A 17752-nucleotide genomic window follows, 5' to 3' on the forward strand; every position below is an offset into this window, starting at 1 on the left:
CACTCCTTTGAATCGTTAATTTGCGCTCGCCGGCGCGTTATGCGCCGGCAAGCCAGGCGCGCAGCGCGTCGGCGACCGAGTCGGCCGCATGCGTCGCGGCGTCCCGCACCGGCTCCGGCGCGTGGGTCATCGCCACGCTGCGGGCGCATGCCCGGAACATGGCCAAATCGTTGAACGAGTCGCCGATGCACGCGGTATCCGCCCGGCCGATGCCGAGCCGCGCCATGAGCGCTTCCGCGGCCGTGCCCTTATCGACGCTGCCGGGCATGACGTCGATCCCGTCCGGATCGGAAAACGACGCCGTGACCCGGTCGCCGAATGCCGTCCGGAGCTGCTCGAGCAGCTCCCGCAGCGCCGGCACCTCGCCGTAGATGGAGAACTTCGTGATCGGCAGCCCGTCCGCGATCTCCTCCGCCAGCCGCGCGCGTTCGCGCAGCGGGGTCAGGAACCGCTTCCCGACCTCTTCCGCCCGCTGCGTCAAGTCCGCCACGTAATTGCCGTCGGACCCGCAGACGACGGGGACGAAGGGCTCCCGGTCCGTGAAGGCCCGGACGGCCGAGGCGAGCTCGGCGTCGTACCGGTTCGAACGCAGCGTCTCGCCGTCCGGGCCGACGAGGTCGGCGCCGTTCTGGCAGATCGCGTAGCAGGGCACCCCGAGCAGCTCCATGACCTGCCGGATCTCCGCGTACATGCGGCCGGAAGCGAGGCCGACGGCGACGCCGCTTCGGTGAGCCTCCCGGATCGCCTCGATGTCCTCGGCATGGATTTCCTTCCGGCTGTTCATCAACGTCCCGTCGATGTCCGATAGAAACAGTTTCTTCATCGCGCGTACCGCTCTCCTCTCGCTCGTTCGCGTCCGCTATCCCTTGGCGGCGCAGCAAACCTGCCTATCGCTCGCCGACGGCGACCCTCCGGCCGCTCTCGAACGAACGGACCGCGGCGTCCGCGACAAGCAGCGCCCGGTAGCCGGCCATGGCGCCCACCGGCGGCGCTTCGCCGGCGCGCAGCGCCGCGAGCACCGCGTCGGCGTGCTTGTCGAACGTCCGGTGGAATTCCCGGTCGGCGTCGTTGAAGTAGCCGGCTTCCCAGCTTTCGCCGATTTCGCTGCCCGCGGCGTGATACGTGTATTTCTTCACCGTGTCGTGAATGACGGAGCGCCCGCGCGTCCCGTCGATCTCGACGCGGTGCGTGTCCGGGTACGCGTAGGACGAATCGTACGTGCCGATCAGGCTGCCGACCGCCCCGCTCCGGAACCGCAGCGCGAGCGACATCGTGCGGTAGCCGCCGCCCGTCATGTCCGTCATCTCCGCCATGACCGATTCGATCGGGCCGCACAAATATTCCAGCATGTCGATGCCGTGGCACTGCGTCTCGATCAGATTGGCGTGCGGGTGGCCGGGGCCGCCCTCGCCGCCGAACCGCCAGGAGGCGAAGGTGACGTCGCCCAGCCGCCCACCCAGGATCGCGGCTTTGGCCAGCTCTACCGGCTTGGCGTAGCGGTGGTTGAAGTTGATCGCGAAGAAGACGCCCCGCTTGGCGGCTTCGTTCATGAGCTCGTCGGCTTCGCGGAGGTCGAAGACCAGCGGCTTCTCGACGAGCAGCGGGAATCCGGCCCGGATCACCTGCAGCGTCGCGTCGAAGTGCCCTTGGTTCGGCAGGCAAAGGCTGACCAGATCCGGCGTTTCCCGCTCGAGCATGTCCGCGATCGACGTATAGGCCCGCGTGCCGAACAGATCGGCCTTCGCCTCCGTCCGCGCTTCGTCCCGCCCGACGATCGCGCAGAAATCCACGTCCGGCCGCGACGACCAGATGCGCGCGTGCTGCATACCCCAGCTGCCCGCCGACCGGAAGCCCGCGGGCGATCCGATCGCCTCGGCGGATCCGCCGGCGCCGATCAGCGCGACCTTCAGCTTGTTCGCGGCGCTCACTGCTCGATCAGCACCTTTCCGGTGTCGCCTTGGAAGAACAGCTCGTAGGCTTCCTGAATCCGGTCGAGGCCGAACCGGTGCGTGATGATCTGGGACAGGTAGGGCAGGTTCGCGAGAATCAAGCGGTGATTCTCTTCCAGCTCGCCGTATTGGAAATATTCGCTGCCGAGCACGGTGCGTTCGGTTGCGATCAGGTCGCCCGAGACGTTCAGGTTCAGCTCCTGGCCGTGGCCGACGCAGACGAGCACGCCCCGCTGGTTCAGCGCGTGCAGCGCCGCGTGGCGGCCGGCCGTCTTGCCGCTCGTGTCGACCGCGGCGTCGATGCCGTCGAAGCCCGCCGCGCGGATGGCGTCGATCGCCTGCTCCTCGGCCAGGTTGATCGGAATCGCGCCCATGCGCTCCGCCAGCTCGAGGCGGTACGGGACGAAGTCCATGACGAACACCGGCGTTTCGGCGCCGAGCAGCAGCTTCGCCATCGCCAGCACGCCCAGGCCGATCGGGCCGGCGCCGCCGATCAGCACGGATTGAATATCCGGATGCACGAGCTTGGCGCGCTTGATCGCATGGCCGCCCGTGCCCATGATGTCGAGCAGCATCGTCGCTTCGCCGAACGGGATGGACGGATCGAACGGGAAGAACACGTTCTCGTTCACGACCATGTACGGGCCGTAGCCGCCGTCGTGCGAGAAGCCGTAATCCGCCCGCTTGTTCAGGCATTGGTTCGTGAAGCCGAGCTTGCAGCTGCGGCATTCCCCGCAGAAATCCATCAGGAACACGACGCCGTGCGTGCCGGGCGCCGTCTTGGCGCCTTCGCCGGCCCCGACGACGATGCCGGCGGCTTCATGGCCGGGCGTCGTCGCGCTGCCGTCGTAAAATTGCCCGCGGTCCGAGCCGCACAGCGCGTTGGCCTTCACCTGCAGGAGCAGCTGTCCCGGGCCCGGAGCCGGAACCGGCTTCTCTCCGTACGCGATTTTCCCTTGCCCGACGAACAGCGGGATCGCCATCGTCTGCGGCGTATTGACTGCTTGACTCATGTTCATCATCCTCCGTTAGCGGCGAATTGCGGCGTCCGGGATGTCGCGGCAGAAGACCAGTCCGCCCGGCGCGCCGATTATTATACGTTAACATTAACGATAATGTAAAAGTAACATTCCTCTTTTTCCCTGTCAATAGCTTTTGAGATTCATAGGGTCGCGGATCGGAAACCGTTTTCAAAAACCGCGGGTAAAAAGGGATGCGCCCGCGAGAATTCCAAAGGCAGCCTCTCCCCGCCGCTTTGAATCATGCGCGTCGGCTTCATGGCGCCGGGTTCGGCCGTTCGCGTCCGGTCATGCCGGCCAATGCCTTTAGCGTTCAATCGCGATTCGCCCGGGCGTTCGGCTTCCAACGGACGCTTCGTCCAGCCGATTTCGTTCCCGTCCGCCGGGCGCAAAGCCGCCGTCCCGCAGACGTCCCGCACCCGTCGCGCCGCCTCACTTCGTGCTCTCCCGCAGGATCAGCGTCGTGTCGATGACCTCGCGGAACCGTTCCCGCGAATCGGGATGGTTGATTTTGTGCAGCACGATATCCACGGCCCGTTTGGACATTTTCCCCTTGGAGTTGCTGACCGACGAGAGTTGGAACGGAATGAACAGGCGCGACTGGATGTTGTCGAAGCCGACGACGGCGTAGTCTTCGGGCACGCGGAATCCGTACTTCTGCAGCACGTACGCCGCTTCCCAGGCAATGACGTCGTTGAACGCGAACAGGCCCGTGAAGTCGGCCTTCCGCTCGATCAGCCCTTTGACGATCTGCCGCGTATCGCCCGCGGACGCCCCGACCTCGATGATCAGCTCCCCGGAGACCGGCAAGCCGGCTTCGCGGTGCGCGCGGCGGTAGCCGTCCAGCCGCTCCCGCGCGCTCGAGATGCGGTCCGGCCCGTTCAGGAACAGTACCCGCTTATGGCCGTTATCGAGCAGATGCTTGGTCGCCAGATAGCCGCCCTTCTCGTCGTCGCAGATGACGTAGTCGAAATCCGGCTCCTCCTCGAACCGCCTCCCGATGAGGACGAACGGCACGCCGTTCTTCTTCAGGATGCGGATCGTCTCGGCGCTGCGCTGGGAAGGGCAGATGATGATGCCGTCGACGTTCTTGCCGATGGCCGTATAGATCGCCCGCTCCTCCATCTCGTGCTCGTCCTCCGTATTGATGACGAAGATGGTGTAGTTGTGCTTCCGGGCGGATTTCTCGATATCCTTGACCATGATGCCGAAATGCGGATTCGCCACGTCGCTGACGATGACCGCGATCGTCTTCGTCAGCCCGGACCGGAGGGAGCCGGCGAGGGCGTTCCCGACATAGCCCATTTCCTTGGCCAGGTCCTTGATCGTCTTCCGGGTGGAGAGCGCGATGTCCTCTTTGTCCTTCAGCGCCCGCGAGATCGTATTGACCGAAAGCCCCGCTTTCAGCGCAAGATCCCGGAGCGTAACCTTCTTGCCTTCCATGCTCTCTCCCCTTCTGCCGCGAATGCCCGCACGTCGTTTTCCGGATTAATCAAAAGCATAGCATCCCGCTATTTTGACGTCAATCGAACGAATCCCGCGGGAATATCCCGCCGGATAAGGCAATCGCGTCGCCGACGCCGCCCCGTCTGGGCAATCGTGCCCGTAAGCGAAATGAGACGATTGGATCAAGAAGTCCTTGTTTCTCTCCTATTTTCGGACTTCGAACGCGATGTAAATATGGCAAAAAAAGGGATAATTGTATGATTGTTTAATCCCTTTGGGCTTATGATAATGGATTTAAGGCTGCTATGCCGACATGTAGCTTCCTTTCGATTGAACAGCTTGCCGATTGAAAAAACGAAACAGGAAGGGGTAATCCGATGAAGCGCCGATTGATACCGTTCGTTTTGGCATTCATGCTGCCAATGTTAGTCATGCTCCCTTTCAAGACGGCCGCCGATGCGAACGACAAAGCAACCAAATCGCTCCTGAACACGTTTAACGGAACCATCCTCGATTTTGATGCAAGCCGCATCGCATGGAAAGAAAAAGATAAAGTCCTCTGGTTGTTTAACCGCAAGGACGGCACGCAAGTAAAAGTATTCGATGGCACCGGTTCGACGAATATCATCCGTCAAGCGAAGCTGTCGGCGCAAGGCGTGGTGTACAACCTGTATACCGATCCCGGAAGCGGCGTGTGGCCCAGGGTGAGTTCGGTCTACTATTGGAAATCCGGGGAGACTTCGCGGATCGCAGCCGACGAAAGTCTGTTCGATATCCGGGGAAACGGGAATTTTGCGCTGCTCAGCCGGCATAACGTGGATCTAACGACGGGACAGACCCGCGAGCTCGGCTATGACAGAGTCGAGTTCTCGGCCGATGGTACCATGCTGTACACGTCTCCGGTTGCGCCCGTTAACGCGTTTGCGCTCTTTCGGTCTCTTCCTGACGGTACGGTGACGCAGCTGGCGACGCCCTCCAACAAGGTCGTGTCGTTCGACTCGAATTTCGGCTTTTACGGGCCGTTAACGGACGGAAAAAACATCCTCTACCGGGAACTCGTCGAGAGCAACAATTATGCCAAGCAAGTATGGGCGCTTCGTTTGCGCAGCGCGGATAATACGGTGACGACCTTGTCGGTAAACCCTCGTTTGGCTTATACGGCCAATACTTATTACCGGATCAACAACGGATGGATTGCTTATATCGAATACGATAAAGCCATAAGCCGCCAAGTCGTGAATGTCCGGTCGCCGGAAGGCATCGTTAAACGGGTCTTTGAAAGTCCTTATTGGTGGTCGTGGACGCGCGCTCCCCTCGCCATCGACGAGCTGGGACCGGATGGTACGGTCGCGTTCACGTTCAACGACAAAACGTACCTGTATTACATGAAAGAAGAGAAGACGGTAAGCATTCAAAGAAGCCCGTCGAAGTTCCAATACCGCGAGCACGTCTTCGACGGGCCCGGAGATTCGCCATACCGGGCCGGCGTTTGGTATTTGCAGTCTGCCGATTCGTTGTACGCGGTGCGAATCTAACTGCGGGCGAACCGCGATCCAAGCAATCAAAACGGCCGGAGCAGCTACATGCCTCCGGCCTTTCGCGCGTTATTCTGCCGGTAAGTTCCCTCAAGTCGCGAAGCACGTAGATCCGGCTGCGCGAAGCTCCGCCGCGCCGCACTTCCTGACGCTCGCGCCGGCCGCCTTACTCGCCCGTAAACCGCGGCGGCCGCTTCGCCCGAAACGCCTCCAGCGCCTCGACCCGGTCCTTCGTGCCGATCAGCGCCGCATAGGCTTCGGCCTCGATCGCCATCGCCGTCCCCGGATCCGCGTCCAAGCCCCGGTCGATCGCGGCCTTTGCCTGCATCACGGCCAGCGGCGCGCTGGCGAGCAGCTCGCCCGCCAGCTCCGCGCACCGCTCCCGGAGCTCTTTCCCGTCTTCCGCCACTCCGTTCACGATCCCCCACGCCAACGCTTGCTCGGCGGAGATCTTCCGCGCCGTCAGGATGAGCTCCTTCGCCCGCGCCGGTCCGATCAGCCGCGCCAGCCGCTGCGTGCCGCCGGCCCCGGGAATGATGCCGAGGCTCGTCTCGGTGAGCCCAAGCAGGGCGTCCCGGACGGCGATGCGGAAATCGCAGCTGAGCGCCAGCTCGAGCCCTCCGCCGAACGCGAGCCCGCCCATGGCGGCGATCGTCGGCTGCGGCAGCCGCGCCAACGCGCCGAAGACGGACTTGATCCGGCCGACGCCGCGGAGGATCGCCTCCCGCTCCGTCAGCGCGAGCCGCTCCTTCAAGTCCGCGCCGGCGCAGAACGCCCGCCCCGCGCCTTCGACGATGACGACGCGAATCTCGCGCGGACGCCGGCCGGCCGCGCCGACGATCGCGTCCAGTTCCTCCAGCATGGCCGCGTTCAGCGCGTTCAATCGTTCCGGACGGTTCAGGACGATCCGCCCGACATGGCCCTGCTCCTCCCACAGCACCGGTTTCGCCGTCATCGGCCCCGCTCCCCGTTCATACCGGATACACCGGATGCTTCCGGTCCGCGAATGCGACGCGCTTCGACGCGTAAGCCGCGAACCGCTTGATCAGTTCCTTGCGCAAGCCGTGCGGCGGCACGATGCCGTCGATCACCATGTCCGACGCCAGCTGGTACAGGTCGATGTCGCGGCCGTATTCCTCGCGCTTGCGTTCGACGAAGGCCGCCCGCTCCGCTTCCGGCAGCTCGGCGATTTTGCCCGCGTATACCGCGTTCACCGCCGCCTCCGGCCCCATCACCGCGATTTGCGCCGACGGCAGCGCGAGGCAGCAGTCGGGCTCGAACGCCGGGCCCGCCATCGCGTACAGCCCCGCGCCGTAGGCTTTGCGGACGATGACGGATATCTTCGGCACCGTCGCCTCGGAGACGGCGGCGATCATTTTCGCGCCATGGCGGATGATGCCCGCCTGCTCCACCGCCGTGCCGACCATGAACCCGGGCACGTCCGCGAGGAACAGCAGCGGGATCGAGAACGCGTCGCACAGGCTGACGAATTTGGCGGCCTTGTCGGCGGAGTCGTGGAACAGGATGCCGCCCTTCGTCCGCGGCTGGTTCGCGACGATGCCGACCGTCTTGCCCCCGAGCCGCGCCAGCCCGGTAACGAGCTCGCGGGCGAACAGCCGCTTGATCTCGAAGAACGAGCCCTCGTCGATCAAGCCGTCGAGGAATTCGTACATGTCGAACGGCGTATACTGGTCGCCGGGAATCAGCTCGCCGAGCGACCGTTCGCTGTCGGCCGGCGGCCGCGGTTCGCGCTCCGGCGGCTTCTCCTCGTAATTCGCGGGGAAGTACGCCATGTAAGCCCGCGCCAGGGCGATCGCCTCCTCCTCGCTCTTGGCGAGCACGTCCCCGCAGCCGGAGACGGCGCAGTGCATGCGCGCGCCGCCGAGCGCTTCGAGCGTCGCCTTCTCGCCCGTCACCATCTCCACGATGCGCGGGGAGCCGAGGTACATCGACGCATTGCCCTCCACCATGATGACGACGTCGCAGAATGCCGGAATATAGGCGCCGCCCGCGGCCGAAGGTCCGAACAGCAGGCAGACCTGCGGGATTTTGCCCGACAGCTTCGCTTCGTTGTAGAAGATCCGCCCCGCCCCGCGCCGGCCGGGATACATGAGCGCCTGGTCGGTGATGCGCGCGCCGGCCGAATCGACGAGATAAAGCAGCGGCACCCGCAGCTTGTCGGCGGTCTCCTGCATGCGGATGATTTTCTCGACGGTCCGCGCGCCCCACGACCCCGCCTTGACGGTGGAATCGTTGGCGACGACGCAGGCCGTCCGCCCGTGGATCCGGCCGATGGCCGTCACGACGCCGTCCGCGGGCAGGCCGTCTTCCGCGCCGCTCGCGAACAGCGCGTCTTCGAGCTCGACGTCGTCGTCGAACAGCAGGCGCAGCCGGTCCCGGACGAACAGCTTGCCCTGCTCCGCGTTCTTCGCGTGGTATTTTCCGGCGCCGCCCCGCTTGATCGCGGCGGTCTCCTCCCGCAGCCGGCCGAGTCCGTTATCGCGTTCGCGCTCCATCCGCCGCCCTCCTTCCGTCAGTCTTTGCAGCCGAGCTGCGCCGCGATGACCAGCCGCTGGATCTCCGAGGTCCCTTCCCCGATCTCGAGCAGCTTCGCGTCGCGCATGTAGCGTTCAACCTCGTATTCCTTCATGTAGCCGTAGCCGCCGTGGATTTGCACCGCTTGATCGCATGCCCTCATGCACGTCTCCGTGGCGAACAGCTTGGCGATCGCGGCTTCCTTCTTGAAGCTCTTGCCCCGGTCCTTCAGCCAGGCGGCCTTGTACACCATGGTACGGGCCACCTCCGCGTGCATCGCCATGTCCGCGAGCTTGAACTGGATCGCCTGAAACGAAGACAGCGCGCGCCCGAACTGCTTGCGCTGCTTGGCGTACCGGAGCGAGCGGTCGAGCGCCGCCCGGGCGATGCCGACCGCCATGGCCGCGATTCCGATCCGGCCGCCGTCGAGCACGGCGAGAAACTGCTTGTAGCCGCGGCCTTCCGCGCCGAGCAGGCGGTCCTCCGGCACGGCCACCCGGTCGAGGATCAGCTCGGCCGTGTTCGACGCGTGCAGCCCCATTTTCTCGTAGCCGGCCCGCACGGCGAAGCCGGGCGCGTCCGTCGGGACGATGAACGCGCTGATTCCGCCCGTGCCCTTCGAGCGGTCGGTAACCGCCGTCAGCGTGAGATTGCGCGCGTAGGACGCGTTCGTGATGAAGCACTTCGAGCCGCTGATGCGCCACCCGCCGTCCTCGCGCGCGGCCGTCGTCCGCGTGCCGCCGGCATCCGAGCCGGCGTCGGGCTCGGTCAGCCCGAACGCCCCGAGGTACTCGCCCGCGCAGAGCGGAGCCAGGAAGCGCTCCTTCTGCGCCTCGGTGCCGAACATCGCGATCGGCGCGCCGCCGAGCGAGACGTGCGCGGAGTACGTAATGCCGGTCGAGGCGCAGGCCCGGCTCAGCTCCTCGACCGCGATCGCGAAGCTGACCGTGTCCGCGCCCGCGCCGCCGTAGCGCTCGGGGAACGGCAGCCCCATCATGCCGAGCGCGGCGAGCTTCGCGAAGACGTCCGCCGGAAACGTCCCCGTCCGGTCCCGCTCGATTGCCCCCGGCGCCACCTCGCCGTCCGCGAAATCGCGCATCAGCGCTTGGATCATCGCCTGCTCCGCCGTCAATTCGAAATTCATCCGCGTGCCTCCTTCCTTCCGATCGAAGCCCCAAGCCGCGGACCGCCGGTGAACCCCCGCCGAAGCGCCGGCCTCGCGGCTTGCGGTCTCCGCAGGCCGCCCGAAGAACCGGCTATCGCAGGGTCCGCGCGCGTCAGGGCTCGCTGCAGGGCGACTCGGGCTCGCCTCCGGGCCGCGCTGGCTCGCCGTCGTACTCGATCTCCAACCGCATGAGATTGGACGCGTAGCATTTGCCCAAATTATCCATGCGCAGCGTCGCGGAGCCTCCCCCGTCCAGCGCGTCCCGGCAGACGAAATTCATCGCTCTCAGATTCGGGAGCACGTACCGGACGACTTCCCCGCGCACGAGGCCGTCGAAGTGCGCCTTCACGCGCTCCGCGGTCACCTGCGCGGCCAACGCGTCGAACACGTCGTCGTTCGGCGCGAACAGCGCGATGTTGACGCTGTTGCCCTTGTCGCCGGACCGGGCCTGCGCGAGATGGCGCAGCTGGACGCGGGTCATGGCCGCACCTCCTTCACGGTGACGCTGACCTTGCGCTCGACGAGCTCGCGCGGCACGAGACAGGACCACATGCCGAGCAGCTCGCGCGGCTTCAGCATCCCGAGGAAGGCGCCCATGGCCGGCGGGCCGCTCAGCATGAGCGGCGGCACGAGCCGTCCGAGCTTGGCGGCTTCGTCCCGGCTCTTCGTCCGCACGGCCAGGCGGACGTAGACTTCGTTCGGTTCCTCGGCGGGCGCCGCCGCGAGCGGCCCGTGCAGGGAATCGAGGCCGAGGAAGTCCGTGCGGATCTCGTCGGCCCGCAGTCCGCTCCGTTCGATCTGCTTGCGCACGATCCGGTCGGCCGCGCGCGCCTTCGCCGGCGCGTCCGGCCACGAATAGCCCCAGATCGCCTGCCCCAGCCAGCCGTCCGCGTAGCCCATGACGACTTTCAGCGTCTCGGGCCGCTTCGCGCCGCGGGCGCCGGTCACCCGGACCCGGTTCGGCCCCGCGTCCTCGAGGGCGACCTCGCTGACGTTCAGCACGACGTCCGGCGTCGCGTACGCGAACGGGTCGTGAATCTCGTACAGCAGCTGCTCCTTCACGGTATCGACGGATACGAGGCCGCCGGTCCCCTCCGGCTTCGTCAGCACGAACGTCCCGTCCTCCGCGATCTCCGCGATGGGGAACCCGATGTCCTCCAGCGCCTCGACGGCCTGCCAATCGCCGCTGAAATTGCCGCCCGACGCCTGGCCCGAGCATTCCAGCAGATGGCCCATCAGCACGCCTTGGGCGAGCCGGTTCCAGTCCTTCGGCCCGACGCCGAACTCGTGGATGTACGGGGCGAGGAACAGCGCCGAGTCGGCCGCGCGTCCCGTGATGACGACGTCCGCCCCCTGCCGAAGCGCCTCGGCGATCGGCTTCGCCCCCAAGTAAGCGTTGGCAAACACGATCCGGTCGCGGACGTCCGCGATGTCCCGGCCGTCCTCGAGATGCTCGAGCAGAGCGCCCTGCTCCCGGTAAGCGTCGAGCTCTTCCAGCACGTCGTCGCCGGTGACGACGGCGAGCTTGAGGCCCTTCAGGCCCAGCTCCTTCGCGACCCGCTCCGCTTCCCGCAGCGCCCCGGCCGGATTCATGCCGCCGGCGTTCGTGATGATCCGGATGCCGTTCTTCCTCGCGACCGGAAGCAGCGCGCGGAGCTGCGCGCCCAGGTCGGCCGCGAACCCTTTGGCCGGATCCCGCTGCCGGTCCTTCTGCAGAATCGCCAGCGTCAGCTCCGCCAGACTGTCCATGCAGAGGTAGTGGATGCCGCCGCGCTTGGCCGTCTCGACGGCCGGCGCGGCCGAATCGCCGTAGAAGCCTTGCCCCGCGCCGATGCGTATCGTTTTCATCCGTTCCTCCTTCCCCCCGCGGTTTTCGCGGGGTTTGCGGAACTGCAACGGCACATGCCGTGTCATAGTACATTGTATGGCGGGGCGATAGGGGGTATTCGAGCGCGTTCGCGCAGGCCGTCCACCTGCTAGGACGCTATACGCGAAAAAAACCTCCCCTTCGACACGAAGGGGAGGGAGCGTCATCGCCGGGTAGCCGGGTCTATTGCATCCCGGCCGACCGAACTGGCCGGCCAGGATGCACCTGCCGGTTGGGCTGAACCGGCCGGAGCCTCGGTTCAGCCGTCGATCAGGCCCGCCTGGCGCAGCAGCCGCTGCGCGAGCTCGGCGGTCTCGGCGCGCGTCATGGCGGCATTCGGCCGGAGCTCCCCGGCCGAGCCCCGCACGAGGCCGGCGCGGATCAAGGCCGCCGCGGAAGGCGCGGCCCAGCCGGCGAGCGCGGCGCGGTCCTTGAAGCCCGCCAGCGCCGCGGCCGTCTCGGCGCCGCCGGCCGGGGCCGGGAGCCCGGCCCGCTTCGCCGCTCGCGCGAGCATGACCATCGCTTCCTCGCGGGTCACCGCGCGGTCCGGGCGGAAACGGCCGTCCTCGTAGCCGTCGACGAGGCCGTAGGCGGCCGCTTTCGCCGCCGCGCCGGCGTACCAGGCGGACGGGTCCACGTCGCCGAATTCGGCCGTGCCGCCGGCCCGCAAGCCGAGCGCGCGGAGCAGGATCGCCGCGAATTCGGCGCGCGTGACCTGGTCGTCCGGCCGGAAGCGGCCGTCCGCGCCGCCGCTCAGCACAAGACGCGACGCCAGATCAACTATCGCGTCCTGCGCCCAATGGCGCCCGGTGTCTGTGAATGACGCTTCATGATGAATCAGCGCGATAACGCCGTTCGTCAGGCTGCTAACGACCGCGGCCGGCACGCCTTCGCGCGTCTCGCGCGAGGTCGGCACGGCATGTACGCCGCCGTCTTCGTCCAGCATGACCGCCGTCGTCAGCCGCGCGGAATCCATGCCGTTCGGCAGCGGTATGCCGCGCTTCGCGAACGAACCGAGCGCCTCGATCGGAACCGTCTTGCCGCCGGCCTCGATCGCGGCCGCGAATTCGACCGGCGGCGCCAGCACCTCGAAGCCGCCCTGCGCCGCCGCGGCCTGCAGCCGGTTCGCCGCGTCGCCGCCGGCTTTGGCGATCGTGACGCGGATCTTGGCGTCCGCCGGGGAAGCGCCCGATGCGGTCAGCGTCTTCGCCAACGCCGCCGCGATTTCCTCCGCCGGCAGCGCGTAGCTGCCGATTGCGGTTCGCAGAAGCAGCGTCCCCGAACGGCCGGCGAGCGCTTGGAGCCCGCCCGCCGTCAGCAGCGCGTCGACGCGGTCGAAGCCGTCGCCGACCGGCAGGACGACGACCGGCTTGCCGCCCGCCTGCGCCAGCAGCTCGGCCAGCTTCGCGTCGTCGATGGCCGCGGTCATCGTCGCGCGGCCGTCCCGCTCGCCGGCCGTGCCCGTCGCGAGCTGCACCGCGGCGCCGCCGGCCGTGCCCTGCAGGCCGGTCGTTCCGGACGGCGCCGTCGTGCCGCCGGACGGCGCCGACGGGCCTGTCGGGCCGCTCGGGCCCGACGGGTCCGTGACCGGCGGCTCCTTCGTCACCGGGAAGCCCGTCACCGCTTCCGAGGCGATGCCGCGGGCTTCGCCGCGCACCGCGTCTTCCCGCAGCGAGACCTCGAGCTCGCCGTCGCCGGCGGCCGCGTCCGACAACGTCGCGACGACCTGCCGGTACGCCCCCGCTTCGCCGGCGTAGCCGGCGCTCTCCACCGCCGCCGCGGTCCCTTCCAGCGACAGATAGCGCGCCGGCGAGACCGCCGGATCGAGCGGCTGGTCGAACGTCAGCGTCAGCTTGGTTCCTGCGGCGTCCAGCTTGGCGTCCGTCAACGCCGGCCCCGCCTCGCCGCAGCGAGGATGAAGGCCGTAGCAGAGCGCCAGCCCTGCCGCGAGCTTCGGTTCGTTCCAGGCGTACAGCAGCCCGCCGTAATCCGAATCGCCGGCATCCTGGATGCCCGCGAGCGCCTTGCCGCCGGCATCGAAGTCCGGATCGCCGCTCGCCGTCGCTAGATATTGGACGCGGACGTCGCCCGTTTTCTCGTATAGGACGGTTTGGAACGACAGCGGGGCATCGCTCTCGTCATCCAGCGAGTAGACGCGGTCCCACTGCACGATGAACCGGCGGTCGCCCGGTTCCCCGACTGTCTTCGCATAGACGCGCGAATCGGCGTCCGGTCCGCCTTCGTCCCGCGATTCCGGGCCGCCTTCAGGCCCGCCGCCCAGCGCCCGGCGCAGCACGAGATCCGACAGGAACGGATACACCGCCGCCGGCGCGTCGGCATCCGGGAACCGGTCCATGCCGTAAGCGGTATAATCGCCGTCGCCGAAATAGAGCGCCCCGTTCGTGCCGATGCCGACTTTGTCGTACGTCCGGCCGTAGAAGGCGAAACGGAACCCTTCCGGCAGATCGACCGCGGTCGTCGCGTCGTCAAGGTTATCGAAGGCGATCTCCGTGCCGTCTTGAGACGCGTCCAGGTCGGCGAGCGGCACGCGGTCGTTCACGACGTACGGATAGAGCACGCCGGCCTGGACGTCGAAATACGAATGCACCGCGTTGCCGGCCTCGGCCTTCGTCTCGCGGATGCTCCGGTTGCGATCGTCGGGCTTGACGACGGCCGCCGCGTAAGGCCTGCCGTCCGCGTTCGCCTGGATCGCATACGGCCCGGGATCCGCCAGGTCCGCCGCGAAGGTCAGCCGCCCGCCGGCCGCGTCGTACGCGACGCCGGCATCGCCGGGCTTCAAGACGACCGAAGCGCCGGTCTTGGCCGTAACCGTCACGGAAGACCCGGGCAGCAGCGATTCCGGCACGTTCACGGCGCCGCGGACGGTCGACATCATGCTCCACGTATACGTCGCTTCGTCCACCGGATCGCCGCCGGCCACGGGTACCGTCTTGACCTCGAACGTGACGGGATGCGGGTCGTCGAGATCGAAATTCGGCACCCAGGTGTACGGATCGACCGCGATCGTGAACGGCTCCGCGGGATCGGTCTCGCTCGTTGCCCGGTACAGCAGCTCATGCCGTTCGTCGTAAGAAGCGACGTCCAGCGCGTAGCCTTCCCCGTAGTCGGGGTCCGTCACGTTGAACGCGTACGGGCTGTCGGTCCCCTCCAGTTTGATCTCCGCCGACGCCAGCACGGGCGCCAGCAGCTGCGCGCCGAGCGACAGCGCCAGAACGGCGCTCAGTTTGTTGCGTTTCCCCATCTTCATGCATGCTCCTCCGCCAATTAATTCAAGCTGCTTCTAAATGTAGCGGAGACGCACCGGCCAAACAATTAACGAAAGTTAACTTTTCGCCGCGATTCGACAGGAAATGCGGCGAACCCCCGGCCGAAGATTCGGACCGGGGGCTCGTATGCCGCCGCGCATTCGCGGCGCGGGAAAAAGATCGGATGATTCCGTGCGCCGGACGCAGGCAGCCTGGACGCCGCTTGCGCGGCCCGCGCGGCACAGGCCAGCCGGCCCGCGGCCTGCTTATTCGCTCCGCCGCGACAGCAGCTCGCTGACCGTGACCAGCTCGTACCCTTGCTCCGTCAGCTCGCCGATCAGGATGCGGATCGCCTCCATCGTCTGGGAGCGGTCGCCCGCCCCGTCATGAAACAGCAGGATCGCCCCGTCGCGGACCGTATCCCGCGTATGCGCGAGGATGTAATCGACGCCCGGCGTCTCCCAGTCGCGGGTCTCCAGGTTGACCGCGCCGATGGAGCGGTAGCCGAAGCGGTCCGCGATCGCGGTCGTCTCTTCGTTCGCGTCCAAGTACGGCGCGCGGAACACGGCCGGGCGGCTGCCCGTCGCCTGCTCGATCCGCTTGTCCGTCCGCTCCAGCTCGGCCAGGACTTCGTCGCCGGGGATTTTCGTCAGAAACGGATGCGAGTACGAATGGTTGCCGATTTCATGGCCTTCCTCGTGAATCTGCCGTACGAAATCGGGCATCTCCCCGATTTTCTCGCCGAGCATGAAGAACGTGGCTTTCCCGCCCGCGGCGTTGAACAGGTCCGCGGTCTGGCGCGTGTACAGGGCGTTCGGCCCGTCGTCGAACGTAATGGCGACGGCTTTGCTCGCTGTCGGAACGGCATGGATCGTTTCGGACATGGGGATGCTCCCTTCGCGGCCGGCGCCGGCGAACCGCCGCGCGCCAAGGCCCGTTATGGATGTAAGCGTTACCCCATTATACCAAACCGCCACCGCCCGGCGATGGATAATTTTAGACGGGATGGGTAATCTTAATCGTATTTCCGCGTAAACGGACCGGCTGATCCGTACAGCCGCGAAAGGAGTCAGCTACTTATGAAACGCTCGGAAGACAGGCTCTCGATCGTCGCCTTGGGCGGCGTGAACGAAATCGGCAAAAACATGTACGTCGTGCAATACAACGACGACATCATCGTGATCGACTGCGGCTCCAAATTTCCCGACGAGAGCTTGCTCGGCATCGACGTCATCATTCCCGACATCGCCTATCTGCTCGAAAATCGCGACCGGGTGCGCGGCTTGATCGTCACGCACGGCCACGAGGACCATATCGGGGGCATCCCGTTCGTGCTGAAGCAGCTCAACATCCCGATCTACGCGACCCGGCTCACCTTAGGGCTGATCCAGGGCAAGCTGCGGGAATACGGCCTGCTCGGCACGGCGAAGCTGCAGCAAATCGACGCGGGCACGGAGCTGACGCTCGGGGCGATTCCGATCCGGTTCTTCCGCACGAACCACAGCATCCCGGACTGCCTCGGCATCGCCTTCCACACGCCGCAGGGCACGGTCGTCCATACGGGCGACTTCAAATTCGACCTGACCCCGGTCGGCGGCCAGTACGCCGACATCCACAAGATGGCCGAAATCGGCCGGAGCGGCGTGCTCGCGCTCCTGTCCGAAAGCACGAACGCCGAACGGCCGGGCTTCACCCCGTCGGAGCGGCTCGTCGGCGCGCATATCGAGGAGGAGTTCGCCAAGGCCGAGGGGAAAATTTTTCTCGCCACCTTCGCCTCCAACGTGCACCGCGTCCAGCAGGTCATCGACGCGGCGGAGAAGGCGAACCGGCGGGTCTGCCTGCTCGGCCGCAGCATGGTCAACGTGGTGGACGTCGCCTCCTCGCTCGGCTATTTGCGGGTGCCGGACGGGATGCTCGTGGAGCCGGCGGAAGCCAACCGGTATTCGCCGCGCGAGCTCGTCGTCCTCTGCACGGGGAGCCAGGGCGAGCCGCTCGCGGCGCTCGCCCGCATCGCGAACGGCAGCCACCGGCAAATCGGCGTGTCGCCGGGCGATACGGTCATCCTCGCCGCCACGCCGATTCCCGGCAACGAACGGAACGTCGCCCGCATCGTCGACAATCTGTTCGAGCGGCGCGCCAAGGTCATCTACGGCTCGGGGACCGTGACGGGCATGCACGTGTCGGGGCACGCGAGCCAGGAAGAACTGAAGCTCATGCTTACGCTGATGCGGCCCAAATATTTCATCCCGATCCACGGCGAATACCGCATGCTCTACCAGCACCGCGTCATGGCGGAAGCGGTCGGCGTGGAAAGCGGCCATACGTTTATTTTGAACAACGGGGACGTCGTCGATATCGCCGGCGGCGTCGCCCGCCAGGACCGCAAAATCCCGAACGGCAACACGCTCGTCGACGGGCTCGGCATCGGGGACGTCGGCAACATCGTGCTGCGGGACCGGAAGGTGCTGTCGGAGGACGGCATCCTCATCCTCGTCATGTCCGTCGCCAAGTCGGGCGGCAAGGTCGTCACCGGACCGGACGTCATTTCCCGCGGCTTCGTCTACGTGCGGGAATCGGAGGGGCTGCTCGAAGAGGTGCAGCGGATCGCGCTGAACGCCGTCTCGCAGCTGGACGGCTCGAAGCCGAACCAGTGGGCGTCCTACAAGCAGGCGGTCAAGGACGAGGTCGCCAAATTCCTGTACATGCATACGAAGCGCAGGCCGATGATCCTGCCGATCATTATTCAAGTGTAGCGTCCCGCGACGCTTCGGTTGCGGGCGGCGGAGACGCCGATCGCGGCCGAAGCGGCAAACGCCGATGCCCGTTCGCGGGTACCGGCGTTTTTTTTGCGTCCGCGGCGCGAGACGGCAAAAAACCCCGGCGGCTGGCCGCGCCGGGGTTTCCTGACCGTGATGGGACTGCCGATCGTTGCTCGCCGGTCCGTTCTAAATCACTATTAAATCAGCGGGT

At 66.4% G+C, this 17752-nt stretch carries 13 protein-coding genes; 2 read left to right on the forward strand and 11 right to left on the reverse strand.

Annotated elements, in window-relative coordinates; translation table 11 throughout:
• Positions 1–37: 37 nt before the first annotated feature.
• The 4 genes from I8J29_RS14260 to I8J29_RS14275 form a co-directional block, all read right to left on the reverse strand.
• On the reverse strand, positions 38–823 hold the full coding sequence (locus tag I8J29_RS14260; protein ID WP_208848244.1) for an HAD family hydrolase: 786 nt from the start codon (positions 821–823) through the stop codon (positions 38–40).
• Between the two features lie 64 nt (positions 824–887).
• On the reverse strand, positions 888–1928 hold the full coding sequence (locus I8J29_RS14265) for a Gfo/Idh/MocA family protein (protein WP_208848245.1): 1041 nt from the start codon (positions 1926–1928) through the stop codon (positions 888–890).
• A complete protein-coding gene (locus I8J29_RS14270; protein ID WP_208848246.1) occupies positions 1925–2962 on the reverse strand; it encodes a zinc-dependent alcohol dehydrogenase family protein in 1038 nt (345 codons plus the stop codon). Before I8J29_RS14270 ends, I8J29_RS14265 begins: the two co-directional genes overlap by 4 nt.
• A gap of 438 nt (positions 2963–3400) precedes the next feature.
• A complete protein-coding gene (locus I8J29_RS14275) occupies positions 3401–4411 on the reverse strand; it encodes a LacI family DNA-binding transcriptional regulator (RefSeq protein WP_208848247.1) in 1011 nt (336 codons plus the stop codon).
• Positions 4412–4791: 380 nt separating this feature from the next.
• Here I8J29_RS14275 and I8J29_RS14280 point away from each other — a divergent pair, with 380 nt between their 5' ends.
• On the forward strand, positions 4792–5949 hold the full coding sequence (locus tag I8J29_RS14280; protein WP_208848248.1) for a hypothetical protein: 1158 nt from the start codon (positions 4792–4794) through the stop codon (positions 5947–5949).
• Positions 5950–6115: 166 nt separating this feature from the next.
• Here I8J29_RS14280 and I8J29_RS14285 read toward each other — a convergent pair whose 3' ends face one another.
• The 7 genes from I8J29_RS14285 to I8J29_RS14315 all read right to left on the reverse strand — a co-directional run bounded on the left by I8J29_RS14285 (position 6116) and on the right by I8J29_RS14315 (position 15666).
• A complete protein-coding gene (locus I8J29_RS14285) occupies positions 6116–6904 on the reverse strand; it encodes an enoyl-CoA hydratase-related protein (protein ID WP_208848249.1) in 789 nt (262 codons plus the stop codon).
• A gap of 16 nt (positions 6905–6920) precedes the next feature.
• Positions 6921–8465: an acyl-CoA carboxylase subunit beta gene (locus I8J29_RS14290; protein WP_208848250.1), complete on the reverse strand. Its 1545-nt coding sequence runs from the start codon at positions 8463–8465 to the stop codon at positions 6921–6923.
• 17 nt (positions 8466–8482) lie between these two features.
• Positions 8483–9628, reverse strand: coding sequence for an acyl-CoA dehydrogenase family protein (locus tag I8J29_RS14295; protein WP_208848251.1), 1146 nt, complete (start codon positions 9626–9628; stop codon positions 8483–8485).
• A gap of 133 nt (positions 9629–9761) precedes the next feature.
• Positions 9762–10130: an AtuA-related protein gene (locus I8J29_RS14300; protein ID WP_208848252.1), complete on the reverse strand. Its 369-nt coding sequence runs from the start codon at positions 10128–10130 to the stop codon at positions 9762–9764.
• Complete coding sequence (locus I8J29_RS14305; protein WP_208848253.1) at positions 10127–11497, reverse strand: acyclic terpene utilization AtuA family protein; 1371 nt, start codon at positions 11495–11497, stop codon at positions 10127–10129. Before I8J29_RS14305 ends, I8J29_RS14300 begins: the two co-directional genes overlap by 4 nt.
• Before the next feature lie 278 nt (positions 11498–11775).
• Positions 11776–14784 carry an S-layer homology domain-containing protein gene (locus I8J29_RS14310; RefSeq protein ID WP_208848254.1) on the reverse strand — a complete coding sequence of 1003 codons (3009 nt, stop codon included), beginning with the start codon at positions 14782–14784 and terminating at the stop codon, positions 11776–11778.
• Positions 14785–15048: 264 nt separating this feature from the next.
• On the reverse strand, positions 15049–15666 hold the full coding sequence (locus I8J29_RS14315; RefSeq protein ID WP_208848255.1) for a polysaccharide deacetylase family protein: 618 nt from the start codon (positions 15664–15666) through the stop codon (positions 15049–15051).
• Positions 15667–15861: 195 nt separating this feature from the next.
• On the opposite strand from I8J29_RS14315, the gene I8J29_RS14320 reads away from it, so the two are divergent.
• Entirely contained in the window at positions 15862–17535 is a 1674-nt protein-coding gene (locus I8J29_RS14320; RefSeq protein ID WP_208848256.1) for a ribonuclease J, read from the forward strand.
• The last annotated feature ends 217 nt before the right edge of the window (positions 17536–17752 follow it).

Source organism: Paenibacillus artemisiicola, from assembly GCF_017652985.1.
In the GTDB taxonomy this organism is placed as follows: Bacteria; Bacillota; Bacilli; order Paenibacillales; family Paenibacillaceae; genus Paenibacillus_Z; species Paenibacillus_Z artemisiicola.

Bases quoted from the DNA above. Each gene is read 5' to 3' on its own strand.
- I8J29_RS14270 (WP_208848246.1), bottom strand. From the start codon at position 2,962: ATGAGTCAAGCAGTCAATACGCCGCAGACGATGGCGATCCCGCTGTTC.
- I8J29_RS14290 (WP_208848250.1), bottom strand. From the start codon at position 8,465: ATGGAGCGCGAACGCGATAACGGACTCGGCCGGCTGCGGGAGGAGACC.
- I8J29_RS14300 (WP_208848252.1), bottom strand. From the start codon at position 10,130: ATGACCCGCGTCCAGCTGCGCCATCTCGCGCAGGCCCGGTCCGGCGAC.
- I8J29_RS14280 (WP_208848248.1), top strand. From the start codon at position 4,792: ATGAAGCGCCGATTGATACCGTTCGTTTTGGCATTCATGCTGCCAATG.
- I8J29_RS14260 (WP_208848244.1), bottom strand. From the start codon at position 823: ATGAAGAAACTGTTTCTATCGGACATCGACGGGACGTTGATGAACAGC.
- I8J29_RS14305 (WP_208848253.1), bottom strand. From the start codon at position 11,497: ATGAAAACGATACGCATCGGCGCGGGGCAAGGCTTCTACGGCGATTCG.
- I8J29_RS14285 (WP_208848249.1), bottom strand. From the start codon at position 6,904: ATGACGGCGAAACCGGTGCTGTGGGAGGAGCAGGGCCATGTCGGGCGG.
- I8J29_RS14295 (WP_208848251.1), bottom strand. From the start codon at position 9,628: ATGAATTTCGAATTGACGGCGGAGCAGGCGATGATCCAAGCGCTGATG.
- I8J29_RS14320 (WP_208848256.1), top strand. From the start codon at position 15,862: ATGAAACGCTCGGAAGACAGGCTCTCGATCGTCGCCTTGGGCGGCGTG.
- I8J29_RS14275 (WP_208848247.1), bottom strand. From the start codon at position 4,411: ATGGAAGGCAAGAAGGTTACGCTCCGGGATCTTGCGCTGAAAGCGGGG.
- I8J29_RS14315 (WP_208848255.1), bottom strand. From the start codon at position 15,666: ATGTCCGAAACGATCCATGCCGTTCCGACAGCGAGCAAAGCCGTCGCC.
- I8J29_RS14310 (WP_208848254.1), bottom strand. From the start codon at position 14,784: ATGAAGATGGGGAAACGCAACAAACTGAGCGCCGTTCTGGCGCTGTCG.